This window comes from Stenotrophomonas lacuserhaii, from assembly GCF_039674585.1.
Lineage (GTDB): Bacteria > Pseudomonadota > Gammaproteobacteria > Xanthomonadales > Xanthomonadaceae > Stenotrophomonas > Stenotrophomonas pennii_A.
Genome location: NZ_JBDJNU010000019.1, coordinates 11,895 through 29,391, shown reverse-complemented (window position 1 = coordinate 29,391; position 17,497 = coordinate 11,895). Strand labels below are relative to the sequence as shown.

The 17,497-nt window shown below is 65.5% G+C and carries 22 protein-coding genes and 2 tRNA genes; 17 read left to right on the top strand and 7 right to left on the bottom strand.

What is annotated here, in order from left to right; translation table 11 throughout:
• Positions 1 to 218 precede the first annotated feature (218 nt).
• Both ABE522_RS09410 and ABE522_RS09405 read right to left on the bottom strand, forming a co-directional pair.
• Positions 219 to 701: an Mpo1 family 2-hydroxy fatty acid dioxygenase gene (locus tag ABE522_RS09410; protein WP_346591470.1), complete on the bottom strand. Its 483-nt coding sequence runs from the start codon at positions 699 to 701 to the stop codon at positions 219 to 221.
• 70 nt (positions 702 to 771) lie between these two features.
• Positions 772 to 1,698 (bottom strand): phosphoribosylaminoimidazolesuccinocarboxamide synthase, encoded by a 927-nt coding sequence (locus ABE522_RS09405; RefSeq protein ID WP_346591469.1) that lies wholly within the window; start codon positions 1,696 to 1,698, stop codon positions 772 to 774.
• A 142-nt stretch (positions 1,699 to 1,840) separates the two neighbouring features.
• On the opposite strand from ABE522_RS09405, the gene ABE522_RS09400 reads away from it, so the two are divergent.
• The 10 genes from ABE522_RS09400 (at position 1,841) to ABE522_RS09355 (ending at position 10,297) form a co-directional block, all read left to right on the top strand.
• Positions 1,841 to 2,170 (top strand): J domain-containing protein, encoded by a 330-nt coding sequence (locus tag ABE522_RS09400; protein WP_101099308.1) that lies wholly within the window; start codon positions 1,841 to 1,843, stop codon positions 2,168 to 2,170.
• Positions 2,171 to 2,209: 39 nt separating this feature from the next.
• On the top strand, positions 2,210 to 2,899 hold the full coding sequence (gene rpe, locus ABE522_RS09395; protein WP_101099309.1) for a ribulose-phosphate 3-epimerase: 690 nt from the start codon (positions 2,210 to 2,212) through the stop codon (positions 2,897 to 2,899).
• A gap of 24 nt (positions 2,900 to 2,923) precedes the next feature.
• Positions 2,924 to 3,397 (top strand): GNAT family N-acetyltransferase, encoded by a 474-nt coding sequence (locus ABE522_RS09390; RefSeq protein ID WP_346591468.1) that lies wholly within the window; start codon positions 2,924 to 2,926, stop codon positions 3,395 to 3,397.
• Positions 3,398 to 3,579: 182 nt separating this feature from the next.
• Positions 3,580 to 4,509, top strand: a complete 930-nt coding sequence (gene yegS / locus ABE522_RS09385; protein ID WP_346591467.1) for a lipid kinase YegS — start codon at positions 3,580 to 3,582, stop codon at positions 4,507 to 4,509.
• A gap of 195 nt (positions 4,510 to 4,704) precedes the next feature.
• The gene (locus ABE522_RS09380; protein WP_346591466.1) at positions 4,705 to 5,025 is read left to right on the top strand and encodes a hypothetical protein; all 321 of its coding nucleotides are present in this window, start codon (positions 4,705 to 4,707) and stop codon (positions 5,023 to 5,025) included.
• Positions 5,026 to 5,537: 512 nt separating this feature from the next.
• Positions 5,538 to 7,028: an anthranilate synthase component I gene (trpE, locus tag ABE522_RS09375; RefSeq protein WP_346591465.1), complete on the top strand. Its 1,491-nt coding sequence runs from the start codon at positions 5,538 to 5,540 to the stop codon at positions 7,026 to 7,028.
• Positions 7,029 to 7,093: 65 nt separating this feature from the next.
• Entirely contained in the window at positions 7,094 to 7,672 is a 579-nt protein-coding gene (locus tag ABE522_RS09370) for an anthranilate synthase component II (RefSeq protein WP_346591464.1), read from the top strand.
• Between the two features lie 29 nt (positions 7,673 to 7,701).
• On the top strand, positions 7,702 to 8,733 hold the full coding sequence (gene trpD, locus ABE522_RS09365; RefSeq protein ID WP_346591463.1) for an anthranilate phosphoribosyltransferase: 1,032 nt from the start codon (positions 7,702 to 7,704) through the stop codon (positions 8,731 to 8,733).
• A 56-nt stretch (positions 8,734 to 8,789) separates the two neighbouring features.
• Positions 8,790 to 9,584 carry an indole-3-glycerol phosphate synthase TrpC gene (trpC, locus tag ABE522_RS09360; protein ID WP_346591462.1) on the top strand — a complete coding sequence of 265 codons (795 nt, stop codon included), beginning with the start codon at positions 8,790 to 8,792 and terminating at the stop codon, positions 9,582 to 9,584.
• Positions 9,581 to 10,297, top strand: coding sequence for a haloacid dehalogenase-like hydrolase (locus ABE522_RS09355; RefSeq protein ID WP_346591461.1), 717 nt, complete (start codon positions 9,581 to 9,583; stop codon positions 10,295 to 10,297). Before trpC ends, ABE522_RS09355 begins: the two co-directional genes overlap by 4 nt.
• Before the next feature lie 175 nt (positions 10,298 to 10,472).
• Here the strand turns inward: ABE522_RS09355 and ABE522_RS09350 are convergent, their stop codons facing one another.
• Together ABE522_RS09350 and crp are read right to left on the bottom strand one after the other, a co-directional pair.
• On the bottom strand, positions 10,473 to 11,234 hold the full coding sequence (locus tag ABE522_RS09350) for a sulfite exporter TauE/SafE family protein (RefSeq protein ID WP_346591460.1): 762 nt from the start codon (positions 11,232 to 11,234) through the stop codon (positions 10,473 to 10,475).
• 165 nt (positions 11,235 to 11,399) lie between these two features.
• Positions 11,400 to 12,089 carry a cAMP-activated global transcriptional regulator CRP gene (crp, locus tag ABE522_RS09345; protein ID WP_309682825.1) on the bottom strand — a complete coding sequence of 230 codons (690 nt, stop codon included), beginning with the start codon at positions 12,087 to 12,089 and terminating at the stop codon, positions 11,400 to 11,402.
• A 149-nt stretch (positions 12,090 to 12,238) separates the two neighbouring features.
• On the opposite strand from crp, the gene speD reads away from it, so the two are divergent.
• Together speD and sugE are read left to right on the top strand one after the other, a co-directional pair.
• Entirely contained in the window at positions 12,239 to 13,033 is a 795-nt protein-coding gene (gene speD / locus ABE522_RS09340; protein ID WP_042614283.1) for an adenosylmethionine decarboxylase, read from the top strand.
• Between the two features lie 162 nt (positions 13,034 to 13,195).
• A complete protein-coding gene (gene sugE, locus ABE522_RS09335) occupies positions 13,196 to 13,516 on the top strand; it encodes a quaternary ammonium compound efflux SMR transporter SugE (protein WP_042614284.1) in 321 nt (106 codons plus the stop codon).
• A 30-nt stretch (positions 13,517 to 13,546) separates the two neighbouring features.
• Here the strand turns inward: sugE and coq7 are convergent, their stop codons facing one another.
• A complete protein-coding gene (coq7, locus tag ABE522_RS09330; RefSeq protein ID WP_346591459.1) occupies positions 13,547 to 14,191 on the bottom strand; it encodes a 2-polyprenyl-3-methyl-6-methoxy-1,4-benzoquinone monooxygenase in 645 nt (214 codons plus the stop codon).
• A 196-nt stretch (positions 14,192 to 14,387) separates the two neighbouring features.
• Here coq7 and rplM point away from each other — a divergent pair, with 196 nt between their 5' ends.
• The gene (rplM, locus tag ABE522_RS09325) at positions 14,388 to 14,816 is read left to right on the top strand and encodes a 50S ribosomal protein L13 (RefSeq protein WP_042614286.1); all 429 of its coding nucleotides are present in this window, start codon (positions 14,388 to 14,390) and stop codon (positions 14,814 to 14,816) included.
• A 2-nt stretch (positions 14,817 to 14,818) separates the two neighbouring features.
• Entirely contained in the window at positions 14,819 to 15,211 is a 393-nt protein-coding gene (gene rpsI, locus ABE522_RS09320; RefSeq protein ID WP_042614287.1) for a 30S ribosomal protein S9, read from the top strand.
• Between the two features lie 399 nt (positions 15,212 to 15,610).
• On the opposite strand, the gene ABE522_RS09315 is transcribed toward rpsI, so the two are convergent.
• Together ABE522_RS09315 and ABE522_RS09310 are read right to left on the bottom strand one after the other, a co-directional pair.
• Positions 15,611 to 15,685: transfer RNA gene (locus ABE522_RS09315), tRNA-Gln, on the bottom strand.
• A gap of 51 nt (positions 15,686 to 15,736) precedes the next feature.
• Positions 15,737 to 15,813 (bottom strand) — tRNA-Met (locus ABE522_RS09310).
• Positions 15,814 to 15,933: 120 nt separating this feature from the next.
• On the opposite strand from ABE522_RS09310, the gene ABE522_RS09305 reads away from it, so the two are divergent.
• The 3 genes from ABE522_RS09305 to bfr all read left to right on the top strand — a co-directional run bounded on the left by ABE522_RS09305 (position 15,934) and on the right by bfr (position 17,451).
• The gene (locus ABE522_RS09305; RefSeq protein WP_312684978.1) at positions 15,934 to 16,548 is read left to right on the top strand and encodes an RNA pyrophosphohydrolase; all 615 of its coding nucleotides are present in this window, start codon (positions 15,934 to 15,936) and stop codon (positions 16,546 to 16,548) included.
• Between the two features lie 115 nt (positions 16,549 to 16,663).
• The gene (locus tag ABE522_RS09300; protein ID WP_346591498.1) at positions 16,664 to 16,873 is read left to right on the top strand and encodes a (2Fe-2S)-binding protein; all 210 of its coding nucleotides are present in this window, start codon (positions 16,664 to 16,666) and stop codon (positions 16,871 to 16,873) included.
• Positions 16,874 to 16,980: 107 nt separating this feature from the next.
• Positions 16,981 to 17,451, top strand: a complete 471-nt coding sequence (bfr, locus tag ABE522_RS09295) for a bacterioferritin (RefSeq protein WP_346591458.1) — start codon at positions 16,981 to 16,983, stop codon at positions 17,449 to 17,451.
• Positions 17,452 to 17,497 lie beyond the last annotated feature (46 nt).

Sequence of the window (17,497 nt, the reverse complement as noted above, 5' to 3'; positions counted from 1 at the left end):
GGTTGGGCGCGGGCGGCTGTGCTGGACCGGCCCCGCCACTTTGCCGCATCTGTCGCGAATGGCGTGTGCAGCCCCGAAGTGCCCGTACGGCAGGGGCTGCAAAGGAATGGTCCGACCCGCGGCCGGTTCTCGGCGGAGCCTTCGACGCCCGCGCCGCGTGCCCCCGGCGGCACGGCATGGAGGGCGGTCGACAGGCCGGCTCGTTCAGGGAAAAGAGGTCAATAGCGCCAATCGAGACGGCGATACACCTTGGCCAGCACCCACGCGGGGCCGATCAGCAGGTAGGTGAGGTCGGTGAGGAAGCTGGGCTTGCGCCCTTCGAGCTTGTGGCCAAGGAACTGTGCGATCCACGCCAGCACGAACACCACGCCGGCCAGGCGGGCCAGGTTGCCCAGGCCGATCTCCGCCTCCAGCAGGCGGCAGGTGCAGCCGATCACGAACAGCACGGCCAGCATGCCCAGTCCCAACGGGCGCGACAGGCGGTTGTAGAAGCACCACGCGCCGAACATCGCCAGGCCCGCCCAGATGCCGTTCTGGAACCAGGTGATGAGGGGGGGCAGGCACCACAGCAGGGCCACCACCGACCACAGGATGGCCGGCACCGCGACCACGTGGATGCGCTGGTTGGCCAGGTTGCGATGGTCGTCGGAATAGCTGGCGAAGTAGCGGTCTACGGGGCGGGCGAGCGAGGTGCTGGACATGGTGCCTCCGATCGTGCCGGCGCGCGGCCGGCGAGCTTTCCAAGGAGGGCGGGCAGCGCCCGCCGCCCGCTCAATCGACGCTGATGCCGGCCAGTCGCTGCAGGGCTTCGGCGTACTTGGCGCGCGTGCGCTCGATCACTTCAGCCGGAATCGACGGGCCCGGCGCGGTCTTGCCCCAGTCCAGCGTCTCCAGGTAATCGCGCACGAACTGCTTGTCGTAGCTCGGCGGGCTGGTGCCCACTTCGTACTCGTCTGCCGGCCAGTAGCGCGAAGAATCCGGGGTCAGCATCTCGTCCATGATGTACAGGCGGCCGTCTTCATCGGTGCCGAACTCGAACTTGGTGTCGGCCAGGATGATGCCGCGTTCACGCGCGTAATCGGCGGCGAAGGCATAGATGCGCAGGGTGGCGTCGCGCACGCGCTCGGCCAGGTCCACGCCGACCGCCTTGACCATCGCATCGAAATCGATGTTCTCGTCGTGGTCGCCGACGGCGGCCTTGGTGGACGGGGTGAAGATCGGTTCGGGCAGCTTTTCGGCCTGGCGCAGGCCGTCGGGCAGTTCAATGCCGCTGACCTTGCCGGTGCGCTGGTAATCCTTCCAGCCGCTGCCGATCAGGTAGCCACGGGCGATCGCTTCCACCGGCACCGGCTTCAGCTTCTTCGTGACCACCGCGCGCCTGGCGTACAGCGCGGCGTCCACGCCTTCGGGCAGCACGCTGGCCACGTCGATGCCGGTCAGGTGGTTGGGCATCAGGTGCGCGGTCTTGGCGAACCAGAAGTTGGACACCTGGCAGAGCATTTCGCCCTTGCCCGGGATCGGGTCGGGCAGCACCACGTCGAAGGCCGACAGGCGATCGGTGGCTACCATCAGCAGGTAGTCCCCCGGCGGCGTGCCTTCGGGCAGGCGCTCGCGCGGAATATCGAAAACGTCACGCACCTTGCCGCGATGGCGCAAGGGCAGGCCGGGAAGATCGGATTGCAACAACGTGGTCGGCACGGGCACTCCTGGGGGCTTCGTCGATACGAGCTGCCCAGGGACCCGGAGGGCCCGCCGGCCAGCGGGCGGCCTAGTGTAAAGCCGTCCGGGGCGACTGTGACGTAAAATGGAAAGCCAATTGGCCAAATCTGCCCGGAGCGCCATGCGCTGGTACGGAAAACTGCTGGGTTTCATCGCCGGGGCGCTGCTGTTCCGGCCCAACCCCTTGTTTGGCGCGGTGCTGGGCCTGCTGATCGGCCATGCGTTCGACGCCGACTGGTTCCGCCTGAACAAGGAAAACCCGTACCGCGAACTGGGCCTCACCTCATCGGCGACCGAGTCGGAAATCGACCTGGCCTACCGCCGCCTGATGTCGCAGTACCACCCCGACAAGCTGGTTGGCGCAGCACCGGAGCTGCTCAGGCAGGCCGAGGCCAAGAGCCGCCGCGTGAATGCCGCCTACGACCGCATCAAGACCCTGCGCAAGCGCTGAGTCCTGACCCTTTTTCTTCCTGTTCCGAAGGCCCCGGCCATGTCCAACTGCATCATTGCCCCGTCCATCCTGTCGGCCGACTTCGCCCGTCTCGGCGAAGAAGTCGACAACGTCCTCGCCGCCGGTGCCGACTGGGTCCACTTCGATGTGATGGACAACCATTACGTGCCCAACCTGACCATCGGCCCGCTGGTCTGCCAGGCGCTGCGCAAGCACGGCGTGACCGCGCCGATCGACGTGCACCTGATGGTGGAACCGGTGGACCGGATCATCCCGGATTTCGCCGAAGCCGGTGCCACCTACATCAGCTTCCATCCCGAAGCCAGCCGCCACCCGCACCGCACCATCCAGCTGATCCGTTCGCTGGGCTGCAAGCCGGGCCTGGTGCTCAACCCCGGCACCCCGGTGGACATCCTGGACTGGGTGCTGGACGACCTGGACCTGGTGCTGCTGATGTCGGTGAACCCGGGCTTCGGCGGCCAGGCCTTCATCCCGTCCGCGCTGGACAAGCTGAAGGTGGTGCGGCAGAAGATCGATGCCAGTGGCAAGGACATCCGGCTGGAAATCGACGGCGGAGTGAAGGCCGAGAACATCGGGGCGATCGCCGCGGCCGGCGCCGACGCCTTCGTGGCCGGCTCGGCAATCTTCAACGCCCCGGATTACCAGCAGGTGATCAGCGCGATGCGCGCCAACGTCAAAAAGGGGACGGAGGGAATTAAACTCGTTTAATTCCCTCCGTCCCCTTTTCTGCCCATGAACATCCGTCCGGCCACCGTCGCCGATGCAGGCCTGATCCTGCGCTTCATCCGCGAACTGGCGATCTACGAGAAGGCCGAATCGTCGGTGCAGACCGACGAAGCGGGGATCGCCGCCAGCCTGTTCGGGCCCGATGCCAGTGCCCACGCGCTGGTCTGCGAAGCCGACGGTGAAGCGATCGGCTATGCGGTGTATTTCCATAACTATTCCACGTGGCTTGGCCGCAAGGGCATCTACCTGGAAGACCTGTACATCAGCCCGGGCAAGCGCGGATCCGGTGCCGGCAAGGCGTTGCTGAAGCACATCGCGCGGCAGGCGGTGGCCGAGGGTTGCGGGCGTTTCGAATGGTCGGTGCTGGACTGGAACCAGCCGGCGATCGATTTCTACGTCGCCGCCGGCGCGCGGCCACAGGACGAATGGACGGTGTACCGGCTGCAAGGCGATGCATTGCGCGCCTTCGCCGCCGCCTGAAAAAAAAGACCACGCCGCTGCCGGCGTGGCCCTGCTGAAATAGTGGGAGGCTGATCCTGCCTCCATCCGTCTTCCCTGCTATGGCCTCCCATGTTCCGGGCCATCGGTGACAGGCCGATGACATTCACCGGCAAAGAACGCACGACTGCTAGCCTGTGCCGCCCCCACCCCCGGAACCCCCCATGAGCCTTTCCCGCTGGCGCTTGATCCTGAACGGAAAATCCGCCGGGGACGTCGATGTGCGCGACGCGGTCAAGGCCTGGCGCGAACGCGGGATCGACCTTGAAGTGCGGGTTACCTGGGAGGCGGGCGATGCCGAGCGCTACGTGGCCGAAGCCATCGACCACGGGGTGGAGGTGATCATCGCCGGGGGCGGGGATGGCACCCTGAGCGCGGTGGCGGAAACGCTGGCGCATCGCGATGAACCCGCCGATGCGCTGCCCTCGCTCGCATTGTTGCCGCTCGGTACCGCCAATGATTTCGCCACTGCCGCGGGCTTCCCGGAGAGCCCCGCCGAGGTGCTGGCGTTGATCACCGCACAGGCCCCCCGCGCCATCGACCTGCTGCGTATCGACGCCGATGGCAAGGTCTGGTGGTGCGCCAATGTCGCCAGCGGTGGCTTCGGCACGCAGGTGACCGTGGAAACCGATGAAGGCCTGAAGAAGGTGCTGGGTGGCCTGGCCTACGTGCTGACCGGCATCTCCAAGCTGGGCCGCATCGAGCCGATCCTCGCGCGCGTGCACGGCCCCGGCTTCGACTGGGAAGGCGGCTTCATCGCACTGGGCATCGGCAACGGTCGCCAGGCCGGTGGTGGCCAGGCGCTGTGCCCGCAGGCGGTCATCGATGATGGCCAGCTGGACGTCACCATCATCCCGGAACTGACCGGTGAGGTCGGCGCGATGCTGGGCCAACTGGTCACCGGCGGCAAGGAAGCCGCGCTTGAGCGCGTTGCCACCCGTACCCGTTTGACCCGGGTGGAGATCCGCGCCGAAAAGCCGCTGACCCTGAACCTGGACGGTGAGCCGGTGGAAGCACGGCATTTCCGAATCGAATGCGTGCCGCGCCGCGTGCGCATGCATCTGCCTGTGGATTGCCCGCTGCTGTCCCACTGAGCCTGCGCGCGTGTCGTTAACGGCCCGCGTGGCGCCGCCTTGGGTGACGTTCAGAGCGCGTAGCGAGTCACAAAGTGAGACGGCCAGCGCAGTATCGCGCGACGGCGATGGCGTCCTGCCTGCCGGCGGCCCAGCATCCTTGGCCCGACGCCGTCGTGCGTCAGGGAGCTGTTCCGCCCACCAGGAGATACCTCAATGAAAATCGCCGCCGCAATCGCAGTTTCATGTGCGCTGGGCCTTGCGGGTTGTTCCGCCATCGCCGCAAAGACCAACGTGCTGAGCGATACGAAGATCATCTCGTCTTCGGCCGGCGTGCTGGGCCTGGAGCCATCGCAGTTGACCCTGGTCAGCAAGCGCGTGGACGGCACCAATACCTACGCGAACCTGAAGGCTGCCGGGGGCAGGGAATACACCTGCGTCATCAATGGCGGCAACCTGCTGAGCATGGGGATGACCAATCCACCGATGTGCAGCAAGAAGGGCGAGCCGGTCAACGCGCAGCCGTTCCAGCGCTGATCAGGGGGCAGGGGCTGCAGCAGCGGCCGGGCCGTGCTCGGCCAGTGCAACGGCAAAGGCGTGACGACCAGCGGCCGTCACCCACCAGGGCAGAGGCTGACGGCCAGCGGCCGTCACCCACCGGAGCAGAGGCTGACGGCCAGCGGTCGTCACCCACCAGAGCAGAGGCTGACGGCCAGCGGCCGTCACCCACCAGGGCAAAGGCTGACGGCCAGCGGCCGTCACTCACCAGGGCAGAGGCTGACGGCCAGCGGCCGTCACCCACCAGGGCAGAGGCTGACGGCCAGCGGCCGTCACTACCAGCGAGCCGCCCTGCGCATGGCCTGGCCCAGGGGGAGGGGCACAGCCGCGCGCGGTGGACGGCTTCCGCCCGGGGCGGCCCATGCGGTACAGTGCCCGGGTGTCCATCCTGACGACCCCGCGATCCGTTTCTTCCGCACGCCGTAACTGGCGATGGTGGCCCGTAGCCGTCGTCCGCCCAGAAAACGCCGTATCCCGGAAGGAAAGTCGTGTTGAACACCCCCGCCCAGTTCCAGCAGCAGGCCGCTGAAGGCCACACCCGCATCCCCGTCGTCCGTGAAGTGCTGTCCGACCTGGACACGCCGCTCTCGGTCTACCTGAAGCTGGCCGACGGCCCGCATACCTATCTGTTCGAATCGGTCGAAGGCGGCGAGCGCTTCGGGCGCTATTCCATCATCGGCCTGCCGGCGCGCCGCGTGTACACCTTCCGCGGGAACACCCTGACCATCGCCGAACACGGCCAGGTCGTGGAAACCCGGGAAGTGGCCGACCCCTTCGCCGAAGTCGAGGCGCTGCGCAGCGCGCATTCGGTACCCAAGCTGGACGGACTGCCCGGCTTCACCGGCGGCCTGGTCGGCTGGTTCGGCTTCGAATGCATCGGCTACATCGAACCGCGCCTGGCGCCGCCGGCCGGGCGCGACGAGCTGGGCACGCCGGACATCCTGCTGATGCATTCCGAAGAGCTGGCGGTGTTCGACAATCTGAAGGGCCGGCTGTACCTGATCGTGCATGCCGACCCGCGCCAGCCCGGTGCCTGGGACGAGGCGCAGGCGCGGCTGGATGCACTGGCTGGAACGCTGCGTGCACCCGGCGCCGGCTATCCCGCGCCGCTGCACCGCGACGTGCTGGACGAGGGCGACTTCATCTCCGGCTTCACCCGCGAGGGCTTCATCGACGCGGTGGAGCGCAGCAAGGACTACATCCGCTCCGGCGACATCTTCCAGGTGGTGCTGAGCCAGCGCCTGAGCGTACCGTTCAAGGCACGGCCGGTGGATGTCTACCGCGCGCTGCGGGCGCTCAATCCGTCGCCGTACATGTATTTCCTGGACGTCGGTGACATGCAGGTGGTGGGCTCCTCGCCGGAGATCCTGGTGCGCCTGCAGCATGATGCCGACGGCGTGGGGCATGTCACCGTGCGGCCGATCGCCGGTACCCGGCCGCGTGGTGCCACGGTGGAAGAGGACCACGCGCTGGAAGCCGAGCTGCTGGCCGACCCGAAGGAGCGCGCCGAACACCTGATGCTGATCGACCTGGGCCGCAACGATGCCGGGCGCGTTTCCAGCGCCGGCACGGTGGAGGTCGGCGAGCAGTTCGTGATCGAGCGCTACAGCCATGTCATGCATATCGTCAGTGAGGTGACCGGGCAGCTGCAGCCGGGCCTGAGCTATGCCGACGTGCTGCGCGCCACGTTCCCCGCCGGCACGGTCAGTGGCGCGCCGAAGATCCGCGCGCTGGAAGTGATCCGCGAACTCGAGCCGATCAAGCGCAACGTGTATGCCGGCAGCATCGGCTACATCGGCTGGCACGGCGATGCGGACACCGCCATTGCGATCCGCACCGCGGTGATCAAGGACGGCCGCCTGCACGTACAGGCCGGCGCAGGCATCGTCTACGACTCGGACCCGCAGAAGGAATGGGACGAGACGATGAACAAGGGTCGCGCGCTGTTCCGCGCGGTCGCCCAGGCGGCCAAGGGCCTGTAACGCGCATCATTCTCCTGGCGCGCGTGCTGCGCGCCCGTCTCCCTACGAAGTCTGGAACCTGATCCATGTTGTGGATGATCGACAACTACGACAGCTTCACCTACAACCTCGTGCAGTACCTGCAGACGCTGGGTGCCGAGGTCAAGGTGGTGCGCAACGATGCGATGACGGTCGATGAGATCGCCGCGCACAAGCCCGAACGCATCGTGATTTCGCCCGGCCCATGCACGCCCAACGAGGCCGGCATTTCGCTGGAACTGATCCAGCGGCTGGGCGCGACCACGCCGATCCTCGGCGTGTGCCTGGGCCACCAGGGGATCGGCCAGGTGTACGGCGGCAGGGTGATCCGTGCGGGCAACATCATGCACGGCAAGACCTCGCCGATCCGCCACGAAGGCAAGGGCGTGTTCGCCGGCCTGCCGGATCGCTACCAGGCCACCCGCTACCACTCGCTGGTGGTGGACAAGACGCGGTTGCCAGCCTGCCTGGAAGTCACCGCCTGGACCGAGAACGAAGACGGTACCGTGGAGGAGATCATGGGCCTGCGCCATCGTGAACATCCGGTGGAAGGCGTGCAGTTCCATCCCGAATCCATCCTTACCGAGCACGGCCACGCGCTGCTGCGCAACTTCCTGCAGCGCTGAACTGCACGCCCACCCCCAGGAGTCCAACGATGCGCTTCTCCCCCCAGGAAGCCCTGCAACGCACCATCGAACACCGAGAGATCTTCTTCGAAGAGATGGTCGACCTGATGCGGCAGATCATGCGCGGCGATGTATCGCCGATGATGACCGCCGCGATCCTGACCGGGCTGCGGGTCAAGAAGGAAACGGTGGACGAGATCGCTGCGGCCGCGACCGTGATGCGCGAGTTCGCGCTGCCGGTGCCGGTCACCGATACCCGCCACATGGTCGATATCGTGGGCACCGGCGGCGATGGCTCGCACACCTTCAACATCTCCACCTGTTCGATGTTCGTGGCCGCTGCTGCGGGCGCGCGCGTGGCCAAGCACGGCAACCGCAGCGTGTCGTCCAAGTCCGGCAGTGCCGATGCAGTGGAGGCGCTGGGCGCGGTGATCGAACTGCAGCCGGCGCAGGTGGCGCAGGCCATCGAACAGACCGGCGTGGGCTTCATGTTCGCCCCGATCCACCACCCGGCGATGAAGGTCGTGGCACCGGTGCGGCGCGAGATGGGCGTGCGCACCATCTTCAACATCCTGGGGCCGCTGACCAACCCGGCCAGCGCACCGTCGGTACTGATGGGCGTGTTCCATCCGGACCTTGTGGGCATCCAGGCGCGCGTGCTGCGCGAGCTGGATACCGAGCGCGCGATGGTGGTGTGGGGCCGCGACAACATGGACGAGATCTCGCTCGGTGCCGGCACCCTGGTGGGTGAGCTGCGCGACGGCAAGGTCCGCGAGTACGAGATCCATCCGGAAGACTTCGGCATTGCCATGTCGGCCAGCCGCAACCTGCGCGTGGACGGGCCGGAACAGTCCATCGCGATGCTGCGCGCGGTGCTGGACAACGAGCCCGGCCCGGCGCTGGACATCGTCGCGCTGAACGCGGGTGCGGCCCTGTACGTGGCCGACGTGGCCAGCGACATCGCCGATGGCCTGGCGCGTGCCCGCGCCGCGATCGCCGATGGCAGCGCCCGCGCGCGCCTGCAACAGTACGTCGACATCACCCGCGTGCTGGCAGGCTAGGCTGTAATGCCGGAAACGAATCGACTCCCTCCGCCCCCTTTTTTCGTGTGAACACCATGAGCGACATCCTGCAGACGATCCTGGCCCGCAAGGCCGAAGAAGTGGCCCAGCGCCGCGCCGCCGTGCCGCTGCAACAGTTGCAGGCCCGGCTGGGCGATGCGCCACCGGTGCGCGGGTTCGTGCGTGCGTTGCAGGCAGCGATCGCCAACGGCGATCCGGCGGTCATCGCCGAGGTCAAGAAGGCCAGTCCCTCCAAGGGCGTGATCCGTCCGGATTTCCATCCGGCCGACATCGCGGTCAGTTATGAGTTCGGCGGAGCCAGCTGCTTGTCCGTACTGACCGACGTGGACTTCTTCCAGGGCAGCGATGCCTACCTGCAGCAGGCACGCGAAGCCTGCACGCTGCCGGTGCTGCGCAAGGACTTCGTGGTCGACCCGTACCAGGTGGTCGAAGCGCGCGTGCTGGGCGCGGACTGCATCCTGTTGATCGTCGCCGCACTGGAAGACACCCAGCTGGCGGAGCTGTCCGAACTGGCGATCAGCCTGGGCATGGACGTGCTGGTGGAAGTGCACGACATCGATGAACTTGAGCGCGCGCTGCAGGTACCGGCGCCGATGATCGGCATCAACAACCGCAACCTGCGCACCTTCGAGGTGTCGCTGCAGACCACGCTGGACATGCGCAGCGCGGTGCCGAAGGACCGTCTGCTGGTGACCGAAAGCGGCATCCTGGGGCCGCAGGACGTCGGCCTGATGCGTGATGCCGGGATCAACGCGTTCCTGGTAGGCGAGGCATTCATGCGGGTGGAGGAACCGGGCGAGGGCCTGCGTCAGCTATTCTTCGCTGCATGAGCACGATCTATCCGACTCCGCAGGACAATGCGCCGCTGGTGGTGTTCGATTTCGACCACACCCTGTATGACGGCGATTCCGGCAGCCATCTGTTTGCCACCCTTATCAAGCGCAATCCCCTGCGGTTGCTGGCTGCGCTGCTGGTGACGCCGATCGCCGGCCCGTTGGTGGCGATGCTGCCCACGCGCCGCACCGGCATCTCGATCTATGTATGGATCGCCACCTTCGGCATGCACCGCGCACGCGAGTTCAACCGGGTCATCGATGCTTATGTGCTGAAGCACGAACCGACATTACGCGCGAAACTGCTGCCGCAGGCGCTGGAGGTGTTCGCCGCGCACCGTGCCAAGGGCGACCGCGTGGTGGTGGCCACCGGTGCGCCGCCGGAGCTGGCGCGGGCGATCCTGGCCTTCGTCGCGCACGTGGACGTGCCGGTGATCGGCAGTGAAGTCGGGCCGCGCTTCGGTGCCGTCGGCGCCACCCGCCACTGCCACAATGAAGAGAAGATGCGCATGCTGCGCGAGCGCGGCTACGGCAGCATCGATGTGGCCTACTCCGACAGCACCGCCGACCTGCCGCTGCTGGTCGCGGCCAAGGCACCGGTGGTGGTCAATCCCAAGCGTGGCAGCATCGACGTGTTCCGTCGGGTATTGCCGGAAGGCACGCGGATCCTCAACTGGGGCTGCGAAGACCGTGGTGGAGAAAAAGCCTGAGGCCACGGGCCCGGTAGTGGCGACCGCTGGTCGTCAGTCTCTGTTGTGGTGGGTGACGACCGTTGGTCGTCACGGGCCCTGCCGCTGCGCTCGCCGAGCACGGCTCGGCGCTACCGAGGGAGGCCGCTGCATCCGGTAGTGACGACCGCTGGTCGTCATGCCGCTGCCTTCGGCGTTACCGCTCCAGCAGGCCGAACACCGTATGGCTGATCTGGTAGAGGCTGATCGCCAGCACCAGCACGCCCACCCCGACCAGCACCCAGCGTTCCTTGACCCGCTTCACCAGCACCGCCGCCAGTGGGGCGGCCATCATGCCGCCGATCAGCAGGCCGGCGACGATCTGCAGGTGCTGCAGCCCCATCGACAGCAGGAAGGTCGCGGAGACCGTCAACGTCACCACGAACTCTGCTGCGTTGACGGTGCCGATGGTGGTCCGCGCCTCACCGCCGCGCGCCAGCAGCGTGGAGGTGGCCACCGGGCCCCAGCCGCCACCGCCGCTGGCATCCAGGAAGCCGGCCACCGCACCCAGCAGGGGCACGCGCTTGATCTCACCCCTGGGCACCAGTCGGCCGGCCGCGCGCAACAGGATGATGATGGCAAGCACCAGAAGGTACAGATAGATCAGTGGCCGGATGACGTCCCCCGGCAGCTGGGTGAGTCCATAAGCGCCAATCGCCCCACCGATCGCACCGGGTACGGCCAAGCGCACGAACAACCGGCGATCGACGTTGCCGGCCGCCAGATGGGAGACGCCGGAGGCGCCGGTGGTGAATACCTCGGCGGTGTGCACGCTGGCGCTCACCTGCGCAGGTGGCAGGCCCATGCTGAGCATCACCGACGACGACACCAGCCCGAACGCCATGCCCAGCGCGCCGTCGACCAGCTGCGCGCCCAGGCCGATCAGGATGAACCACCAGAATTCGCTGCTCAGCTCCATCACATCATCCTGAAGGACTGCCGTGCACCGGCAGGTGAGGGCGGGCATGACGCAGTGACGACCAACGGTCGTCACCCACCGGGGGCAGCATCACCCACCAGGGGCCTCGTCACCACGGGGACAGCGTCACCACCCAGGAGCGCAGCGTCGCCCGCCGGGGGACCTTCAACGGGTGCCGTACAGCACCACGGTCTTGCCGCGGGCATGCAGCAGGCCGTCCACCTGCAGCTTCTTCAGCACCCGTCCGGCCATTTCGCGCGAACAGCCGACCAGCCGGGCCAGCTCCTGCCGCGACACGCGCAGCTGGCTGCCCTGCGGATGGGTCATCGCTTCGGGTTCCTCGGCCAGGTCGTGCAGCGTGCGCACGATCCGATCGGTCACGTCCAGGAAGGCCAGGCGGCTGGCCTTGCGGCTGGTGTCCAGCAGCCGCTTGGATATCTGCTGGCCCAGCGCGTACAGCAGGCGCGGGGCGTCGCTGGACAGCGGACCCAGGAACAGCTGGTGCAGCCGTTCGTAGCTGATTTCGGCCAGTTCGCAGGCGGTACGGGTGCGCAGGATGACCTCGCGGCGGTCCGACTCCACGAACAGGCCCATCTCGCCGACGAACTCACCGGTGCCGAAGTAGCCGAGCACCAGCTCGCGCTCCTCATCCTCTTCAGCAATTATTGAAACCGACCCACTGATCACGTAGTACAGGGTCCCGGCCGGGTCACCGGGGCGGAACACATCGGTTCGGGCAGGGTAGCGACGCCGGTGGCTGTGGGCCAGGAAGCGGTCGATGGTAGCGATGTCCAAAGCCAAAGGACTGGTAGCAAGGCGCACGGTTGACACGATGGTGGCGCTCCCTCTGCGCATGAACGGATTCACGGGGTGGAGAGCAGCTTAGCGGAGCGCAAATGTTAAGAGCAAACAATTAGCTGTTCACGGCAGCTCGTTCAGGTCCCCCCTCGGGGAACAATTGCCTCATAATTGATCCTTTCCCCGCTCTTACAGGATCGCCGCCCGTGGTCAAGCCGTTGCCTCGCCTGAGGTTGCAAGGTTTCAACAACCTCACCAAGGCGCTGAGCTTCAACATCTATGACGTCTGTTACGCCCGCACCGAAGAGGAGCGTCAGCGCTACATCGACTACATCGATGAAGAGTACAACGCCGACAGGCTGACTCAGATTCTCACGGACGTCGCCGAGATCATCGGTGCGAACATCCTCAACATCGCGCGCCAGGATTACGATCCGCAGGGTGCGTCGGTGACGATCCTGATTTCCGAAGAACCGGTGATCGACAAGAAGCAGGCCGGCAAGGAACTGATTTCCGATGCCGTGGTCGCGCACATGGACAAGTCGCACATCACCGTGCACACCTATCCGGAAACGCACCCGCAGGAAGGCATCGCGACCTTCCGCGCCGATATCGACGTGGCCACGTGTGGCGTCATTTCGCCGCTGAAGGCGCTGAACTACCTGATCGAGAGTCTGGAATCGGACATCGTGATCATGGATTACCGCGTGCGCGGTTTCACCCGTGACGTGAAGGGCAAGAAGCACTACATCGATCACAAGATCAACTCGATCCAGAACTTCCTGGCCAAGAACATCAAGTCACGTTACGAGATGTTCGACGTCAACGTGTACCAGGAAAACATCTTCCACACGAAGATGCACCTGAAGGATTTCGACCTGGACCAGTACCTGTTCGAAGAGAAGGCCAAGAACCTGTCGTTCAAGGAACGCATGAAGATCGAGGCGCTGCTGCGTCGCGAAATCGAAGAGCTGTTCCACGGGCGCAATCTGTCCGAGTGATACGGCAGGGTCCTCCGGGGCCGTGCTTATGAAGGCGGGACGTCCCGCCCCGTGGAACCCCGATCTGCGCAGATCAGCGTTTCACGGCAGTTGACCGACCCACGGCCCGGTGTGAAGACACCGGGCCGTTTTGTTTTCGTTTAAAAAGTTGAGGAGTACCCCATGCCCTGGATCTATCTGCTGTTGGCCGGCATCTTTGAAATCGGCTTCGCCATCGGCATGAAATATTCCGACGGCTTCAGCAAGCCGCTGCCGACCGTTGCCACCGTGGTGGCTGCGTTGATCAGCCTGTTCCTGATGAGCCAGGCGATGAAGACCATCCCGGTTGGCACGGCCTACGCGATCTGGACCGGCATCGGCGCGCTGGGCGTGGCGGTGCTGGGCATCTTCCTGTTCAACGACAGCGCGTCGCCGGCCCGGTTGGGCTGCGTGGCATTGATCGTCGCGGGTGTGATCGGCCTGAAACTGGTGTCCACGCCCTGACCCCGGTCCCGAGCCGCGCCCGGCAGCTCTTCAGAACCGGTACGCGATCGTCTTCATCACCTTCGACGCCAGCGCCATCGCGCCGGGGATCGGGAACGGCAGCCGGCGCGCACCGGCCTGCTCAGCGTGCTCGGCATGGCGGGCCTCGTCCTCCTTCATCACCTTGATCACTTCGCGGCTGCGCAGGTCGGCCGGCGGCAGCGTCTCAAGGTGCTCGTCAAGATGGGCTTCCACCTGGCGTTCGGTCTCCACCACGAAGCCGAGATTCCAGCCGTCACCCCGCAGCCCGGCCAGCGTGCCGATCGCATAGCTGCCGGCGTACCAGACCGGATTGAACCGGCTGGGACGGCTGTCCAGCTCACCCAGCCGGAGCGCACACCACGCCAGGTGGTCGGTTTCTTCCTGCGCGGCCTCCAGCAGATGCGCGCGGGTGGCCGGATCGCGGGCCACGGCGGCCTGGCCGAAGTACAGTCCCTGCGCACAGACCTCGCCGACATGGTTGATCCGCATCAGGCCGGCCGCATGCCGTCGCTCGCCCGGGCTCATGCCGGGTTCGGCTGCGTCGGTGGCGGGGTAGGGGCGTTCTGCCGGCGGATTGCCGAACACCGTGTCCAACGCACGCTGTGCCTCGGTCAACAGGTGATCCAGCGGGGTGGTCTGGCGGAGCGCGCTCATGGTGGGGGCCGGTAACGTCGGGGGAACCTGATTCTCGCCGCCTGCCGCGCCCGTGCCAACCCATGGGCGGGGGTCGACTTGCGCTGCCGGGCGAAGCTGGGTAAAATCCCGCCTCTTGCGTTTCACCTTCACAACGCGTGGCAGAGTTCCGGCCCTCCTGGCCGCAATGAGCCCGACGACCTACATAGAGTTCTTCATGAGCACTTTCACCGCTAAGAACGAGACCGTCCAGCGCGACTGGTACCTCGTTGACGCCGAGGGCAAGACCCTGGGCCGTCTCTGCACCGAGCTGGCCCGCCGTTTGCGTGGCAAGCACAAGCCGGTCTACACCCCGCACGTTGATACCGGCGACTACCTGGTCGTCATCAATGCAGAAAAGATTGTCGTCACCGGCAAGAAGCTGCAGGACAAGATGTATCACCGTTTCACCGGTTACATCGGCAACCTGAAGACCGAATCCCTGGCCCAGGCGCTTGAGCGCCACCCGGAGCGCGTGATCGAGATCGCCGTGAAGGGCATGCTGCCGAAGGGTCCGCTGGGTCGCCAGATGTACCGCAAGCTCAAGGTCTACGCAGGCACTGAGCATCCGCACGCCGCACAGCAGCCGCAGGTTCTGGATATCTAATCATGGCTATCACTCAAAACTACGGCACTGGCCGCCGCAAGTCCTCCACCGCCCGCGTGTTCCTGCGCAAGGGCTCTGGCAAGATCACCGTCAATGGCCGTCCGCTGGACGAGTTCTTCGGTCGTGAGACTGCGCGCATGATCGTGCGCCAGCCGCTCGAGCTGACCAAGAACACCGAAAGCTTCGACATCCTGGTCACCGCCGCTGGCGGCGGCACCACCGGCCAGGCCGGTGCGATCCGTCTGGGCATCGCCCGCGCGCTGGTCGAGTACGACGAAACCCTGAAGTCCGAGCTGCGCAAGGCTGGCTTCATGACCCGTGACGCCCGTGAAGTCGAGCGTAAGAAGGTCGGCCTGCACAAGGCACGTCGCGCCACCCAGTTCTCCAAGCGCTGATCCACTGCGCCAGCAGAACAAAAAAAGCCCGGCTTTCGCCGGGCTTTTTTTTGTTCCGCTGGCTCCGTGGGCGCGCATTTTTCCTTAACCCCGCGCCTGTTGGCGCGCCCCCTTCAACAAGAAGGGGGCTTTTCTCCAGACGGGCAATGGTGGCTGCAGGGCGGTGTGGCCCAGGTCGCCAGGCGCGCGGAATCTTTCCCGGAGTGGAGCCCCCTTGTTGTTCAAGGGGGCGCGCCAACGGCGCGGGGATAAGGTGGAATGCGCGGACATTTCCGCGGCGCCGCAGGCGCGGCGAAAATGTTCAAGGGGGCGCGCCAACGGCGCGGGGCTAAGGTGGAATGCGTGACCAAACAAAAAGAAAAAGGCCTGATCTTTCGATCAGGCCTTTTTCTTTTTGTTTGGCTGCCCCGGATGGATTCGAACCACCGAATGCCTGAGTCAGAGTCAGGTGCCTTACCGCTTGGCGACGGGGCAAAATAGGTGAAGCAATTGTCTCACTTTCCAAGTCGAAAACCAACCTCGACATGGTGGCTATGGGTGGACTCGAACCACCGACCCCAGCATTATGAGTGCTGTGCTCTAACCGGCTGAGCTACATAGCCTTGTGTGAGCCGGCTATTCTGGGCATGTGTACGAAACATGTCAATAGTTTTGTGTGCTGCTTGTGGGCCGACAGGCGGCATGGGATAGTCCCTGTCAGTAGATTTCTAGGAGTCCGCATCGTGATCGATCCGGACGGCTATCGACCGAACGTCGGCATCGTGTTGATGCGCCAGGACGGTCAGGTGTTCTGGGCACGTCGAGTGCGCCGGGATGGCTGGCAGTTCCCACAGGGCGGCATGAACACCGATGAGACGCCCGTCGAGGCCATGTATCGTGAACTGCAGGAAGAGACCGGCCTGCTGCCCGAACACGTTGAAGTGCTCGGTGCGACCCCCGGTTGGCTGCGTTACAAGCTCCCTGCGCGCGCGATCCGCCGCAATGAGCGACAGGTGTGCATCGGCCAGAAGCAGGTCTGGTTCCTGCTGCGCCTGACCGGTGATGAGTCGCATGTGCAGCTGGACCTGACCGACACGCCGGAGTTCGACAACTGGCGCTGGGTGGATTTCTGGTATCCGGTCGAACACGTGGTGATGTTCAAGCGTGGCGTGTATGCGCGTGCATTGCGCCACCTCGCGCCGATGGCGCGCGGTGTTGCCGGCGCAGGGGTGACGCAGATGCCGACGGGTGCGCAGGAAGCCTGGATGCCGGGGCATGCGGCGGGTCACGATCGGCCGCGCAAGCGTCCGACCAAGCGCGGTTACTGGCCCAAGAAGGTGCAGGGCGATCCCACCTGATGATCGTCCAGGCTGAACTCCATCGAGAATGATTCAGCTTGTCAATTGACAACCATTCGCGTTTGAAGTGGAATACCGGCAGGCCAGCATCGGCCTGCCAGCCCCGGCCGCCATCGTGTACGTCTGCATCTGCAACGGAGTCACCGACCACCAGATCCGCGAAGCCGCCGTGGCGGGTTGCGCGAGCGTGGCCGAGCTGACCATGCGGACCGGCTGTGGTGCCACCTGCGGCTCCTGCCTGGACATGGCCGCCGACCTGCTCGCCAAGGCACGCAACACCCACGATCTGCCCCTGCCGGTTCTCGGCGGCCTGCAGGCCGCCTGACGACGTGCGCCTGCGCGGCAACGCGCAACTGAGCACGATTCGCGTTCCTTCATCGCCGGCGCAAAGCCGCTACAGTGCCTGCGTTTTCAGCGTGCAGGAGCACCCCCATGAAAGGCGACGCCAAAGTCATCCAGTACCTCAACAAGGTGCTGTACAACGAACTGACTGCGATCAACCAGTACTTCCTGCACGCAAAGATGCTGAAGAACTGGGGCATCAAGGAACTCGCCGAGCACGAGTACAAGGAATCGATCGAAGAGATGAAGCATGCCGACATGCTGTCCGATCGCATCCTGTTCCTCGAAGGACTGCCGAACTTCCAGGCGCTGGGCAAGCTGCGCATCGGCGAGAACCCTTCTGAGATCCTGCAGTGCGACCTGGCGCTGGAAAGCGAAGCGGTCGTGGTCCTGCGCGAGGCCGTGGCGCATGCCGATTCGGTTGGCGACTACGTCAGCCGCCAGCTGTTCACGAAGATCCTCGATTCCGAAGAAGAACATATCGACTGGCTGGAAACCCAGCTGGAGCTGATCGGTCGCCTCGGCGAGCCGAAATACCTGCTCAGCAAGCTGGAAGACTGAGCGGGGGGCAGGGGTGCCGACCAAGGTCGGCACTACGGGGCGGCAC

Bases quoted from the DNA above. Each gene is read 5' to 3' on its own strand.
- ABE522_RS09410 (WP_346591470.1), bottom strand. From the start codon at position 701: ATGTCCAGCACCTCGCTCGCCCGCCCCGTAGACCGCTACTTCGCCAGC.
- ABE522_RS09400 (WP_101099308.1), top strand. From the start codon at position 1,841: ATGCGCTGGTACGGAAAACTGCTGGGTTTCATCGCCGGGGCGCTGCTG.
- rpe (WP_101099309.1), top strand. From the start codon at position 2,210: ATGTCCAACTGCATCATTGCCCCGTCCATCCTGTCGGCCGACTTCGCC.
- ABE522_RS09390 (WP_346591468.1), top strand. From the start codon at position 2,924: ATGAACATCCGTCCGGCCACCGTCGCCGATGCAGGCCTGATCCTGCGC.
- yegS (WP_346591467.1), top strand. From the start codon at position 3,580: ATGAGCCTTTCCCGCTGGCGCTTGATCCTGAACGGAAAATCCGCCGGG.
- ABE522_RS09380 (WP_346591466.1), top strand. From the start codon at position 4,705: ATGAAAATCGCCGCCGCAATCGCAGTTTCATGTGCGCTGGGCCTTGCG.
- ABE522_RS09370 (WP_346591464.1), top strand. From the start codon at position 7,094: ATGTTGTGGATGATCGACAACTACGACAGCTTCACCTACAACCTCGTG.
- trpD (WP_346591463.1), top strand. From the start codon at position 7,702: ATGCGCTTCTCCCCCCAGGAAGCCCTGCAACGCACCATCGAACACCGA.
- trpC (WP_346591462.1), top strand. From the start codon at position 8,790: ATGAGCGACATCCTGCAGACGATCCTGGCCCGCAAGGCCGAAGAAGTG.
- ABE522_RS09355 (WP_346591461.1), top strand. From the start codon at position 9,581: ATGAGCACGATCTATCCGACTCCGCAGGACAATGCGCCGCTGGTGGTG.
- ABE522_RS09350 (WP_346591460.1), bottom strand. From the start codon at position 11,234: ATGGAGCTGAGCAGCGAATTCTGGTGGTTCATCCTGATCGGCCTGGGC.
- crp (WP_309682825.1), bottom strand. From the start codon at position 12,089: ATGCGCAGAGGGAGCGCCACCATCGTGTCAACCGTGCGCCTTGCTACC.
- sugE (WP_042614284.1), top strand. From the start codon at position 13,196: ATGCCCTGGATCTATCTGCTGTTGGCCGGCATCTTTGAAATCGGCTTC.
- coq7 (WP_346591459.1), bottom strand. From the start codon at position 14,191: ATGAGCGCGCTCCGCCAGACCACCCCGCTGGATCACCTGTTGACCGAG.
- rplM (WP_042614286.1), top strand. From the start codon at position 14,388: ATGAGCACTTTCACCGCTAAGAACGAGACCGTCCAGCGCGACTGGTAC.
- rpsI (WP_042614287.1), top strand. From the start codon at position 14,819: ATGGCTATCACTCAAAACTACGGCACTGGCCGCCGCAAGTCCTCCACC.
- bfr (WP_346591458.1), top strand. From the start codon at position 16,981: ATGAAAGGCGACGCCAAAGTCATCCAGTACCTCAACAAGGTGCTGTAC.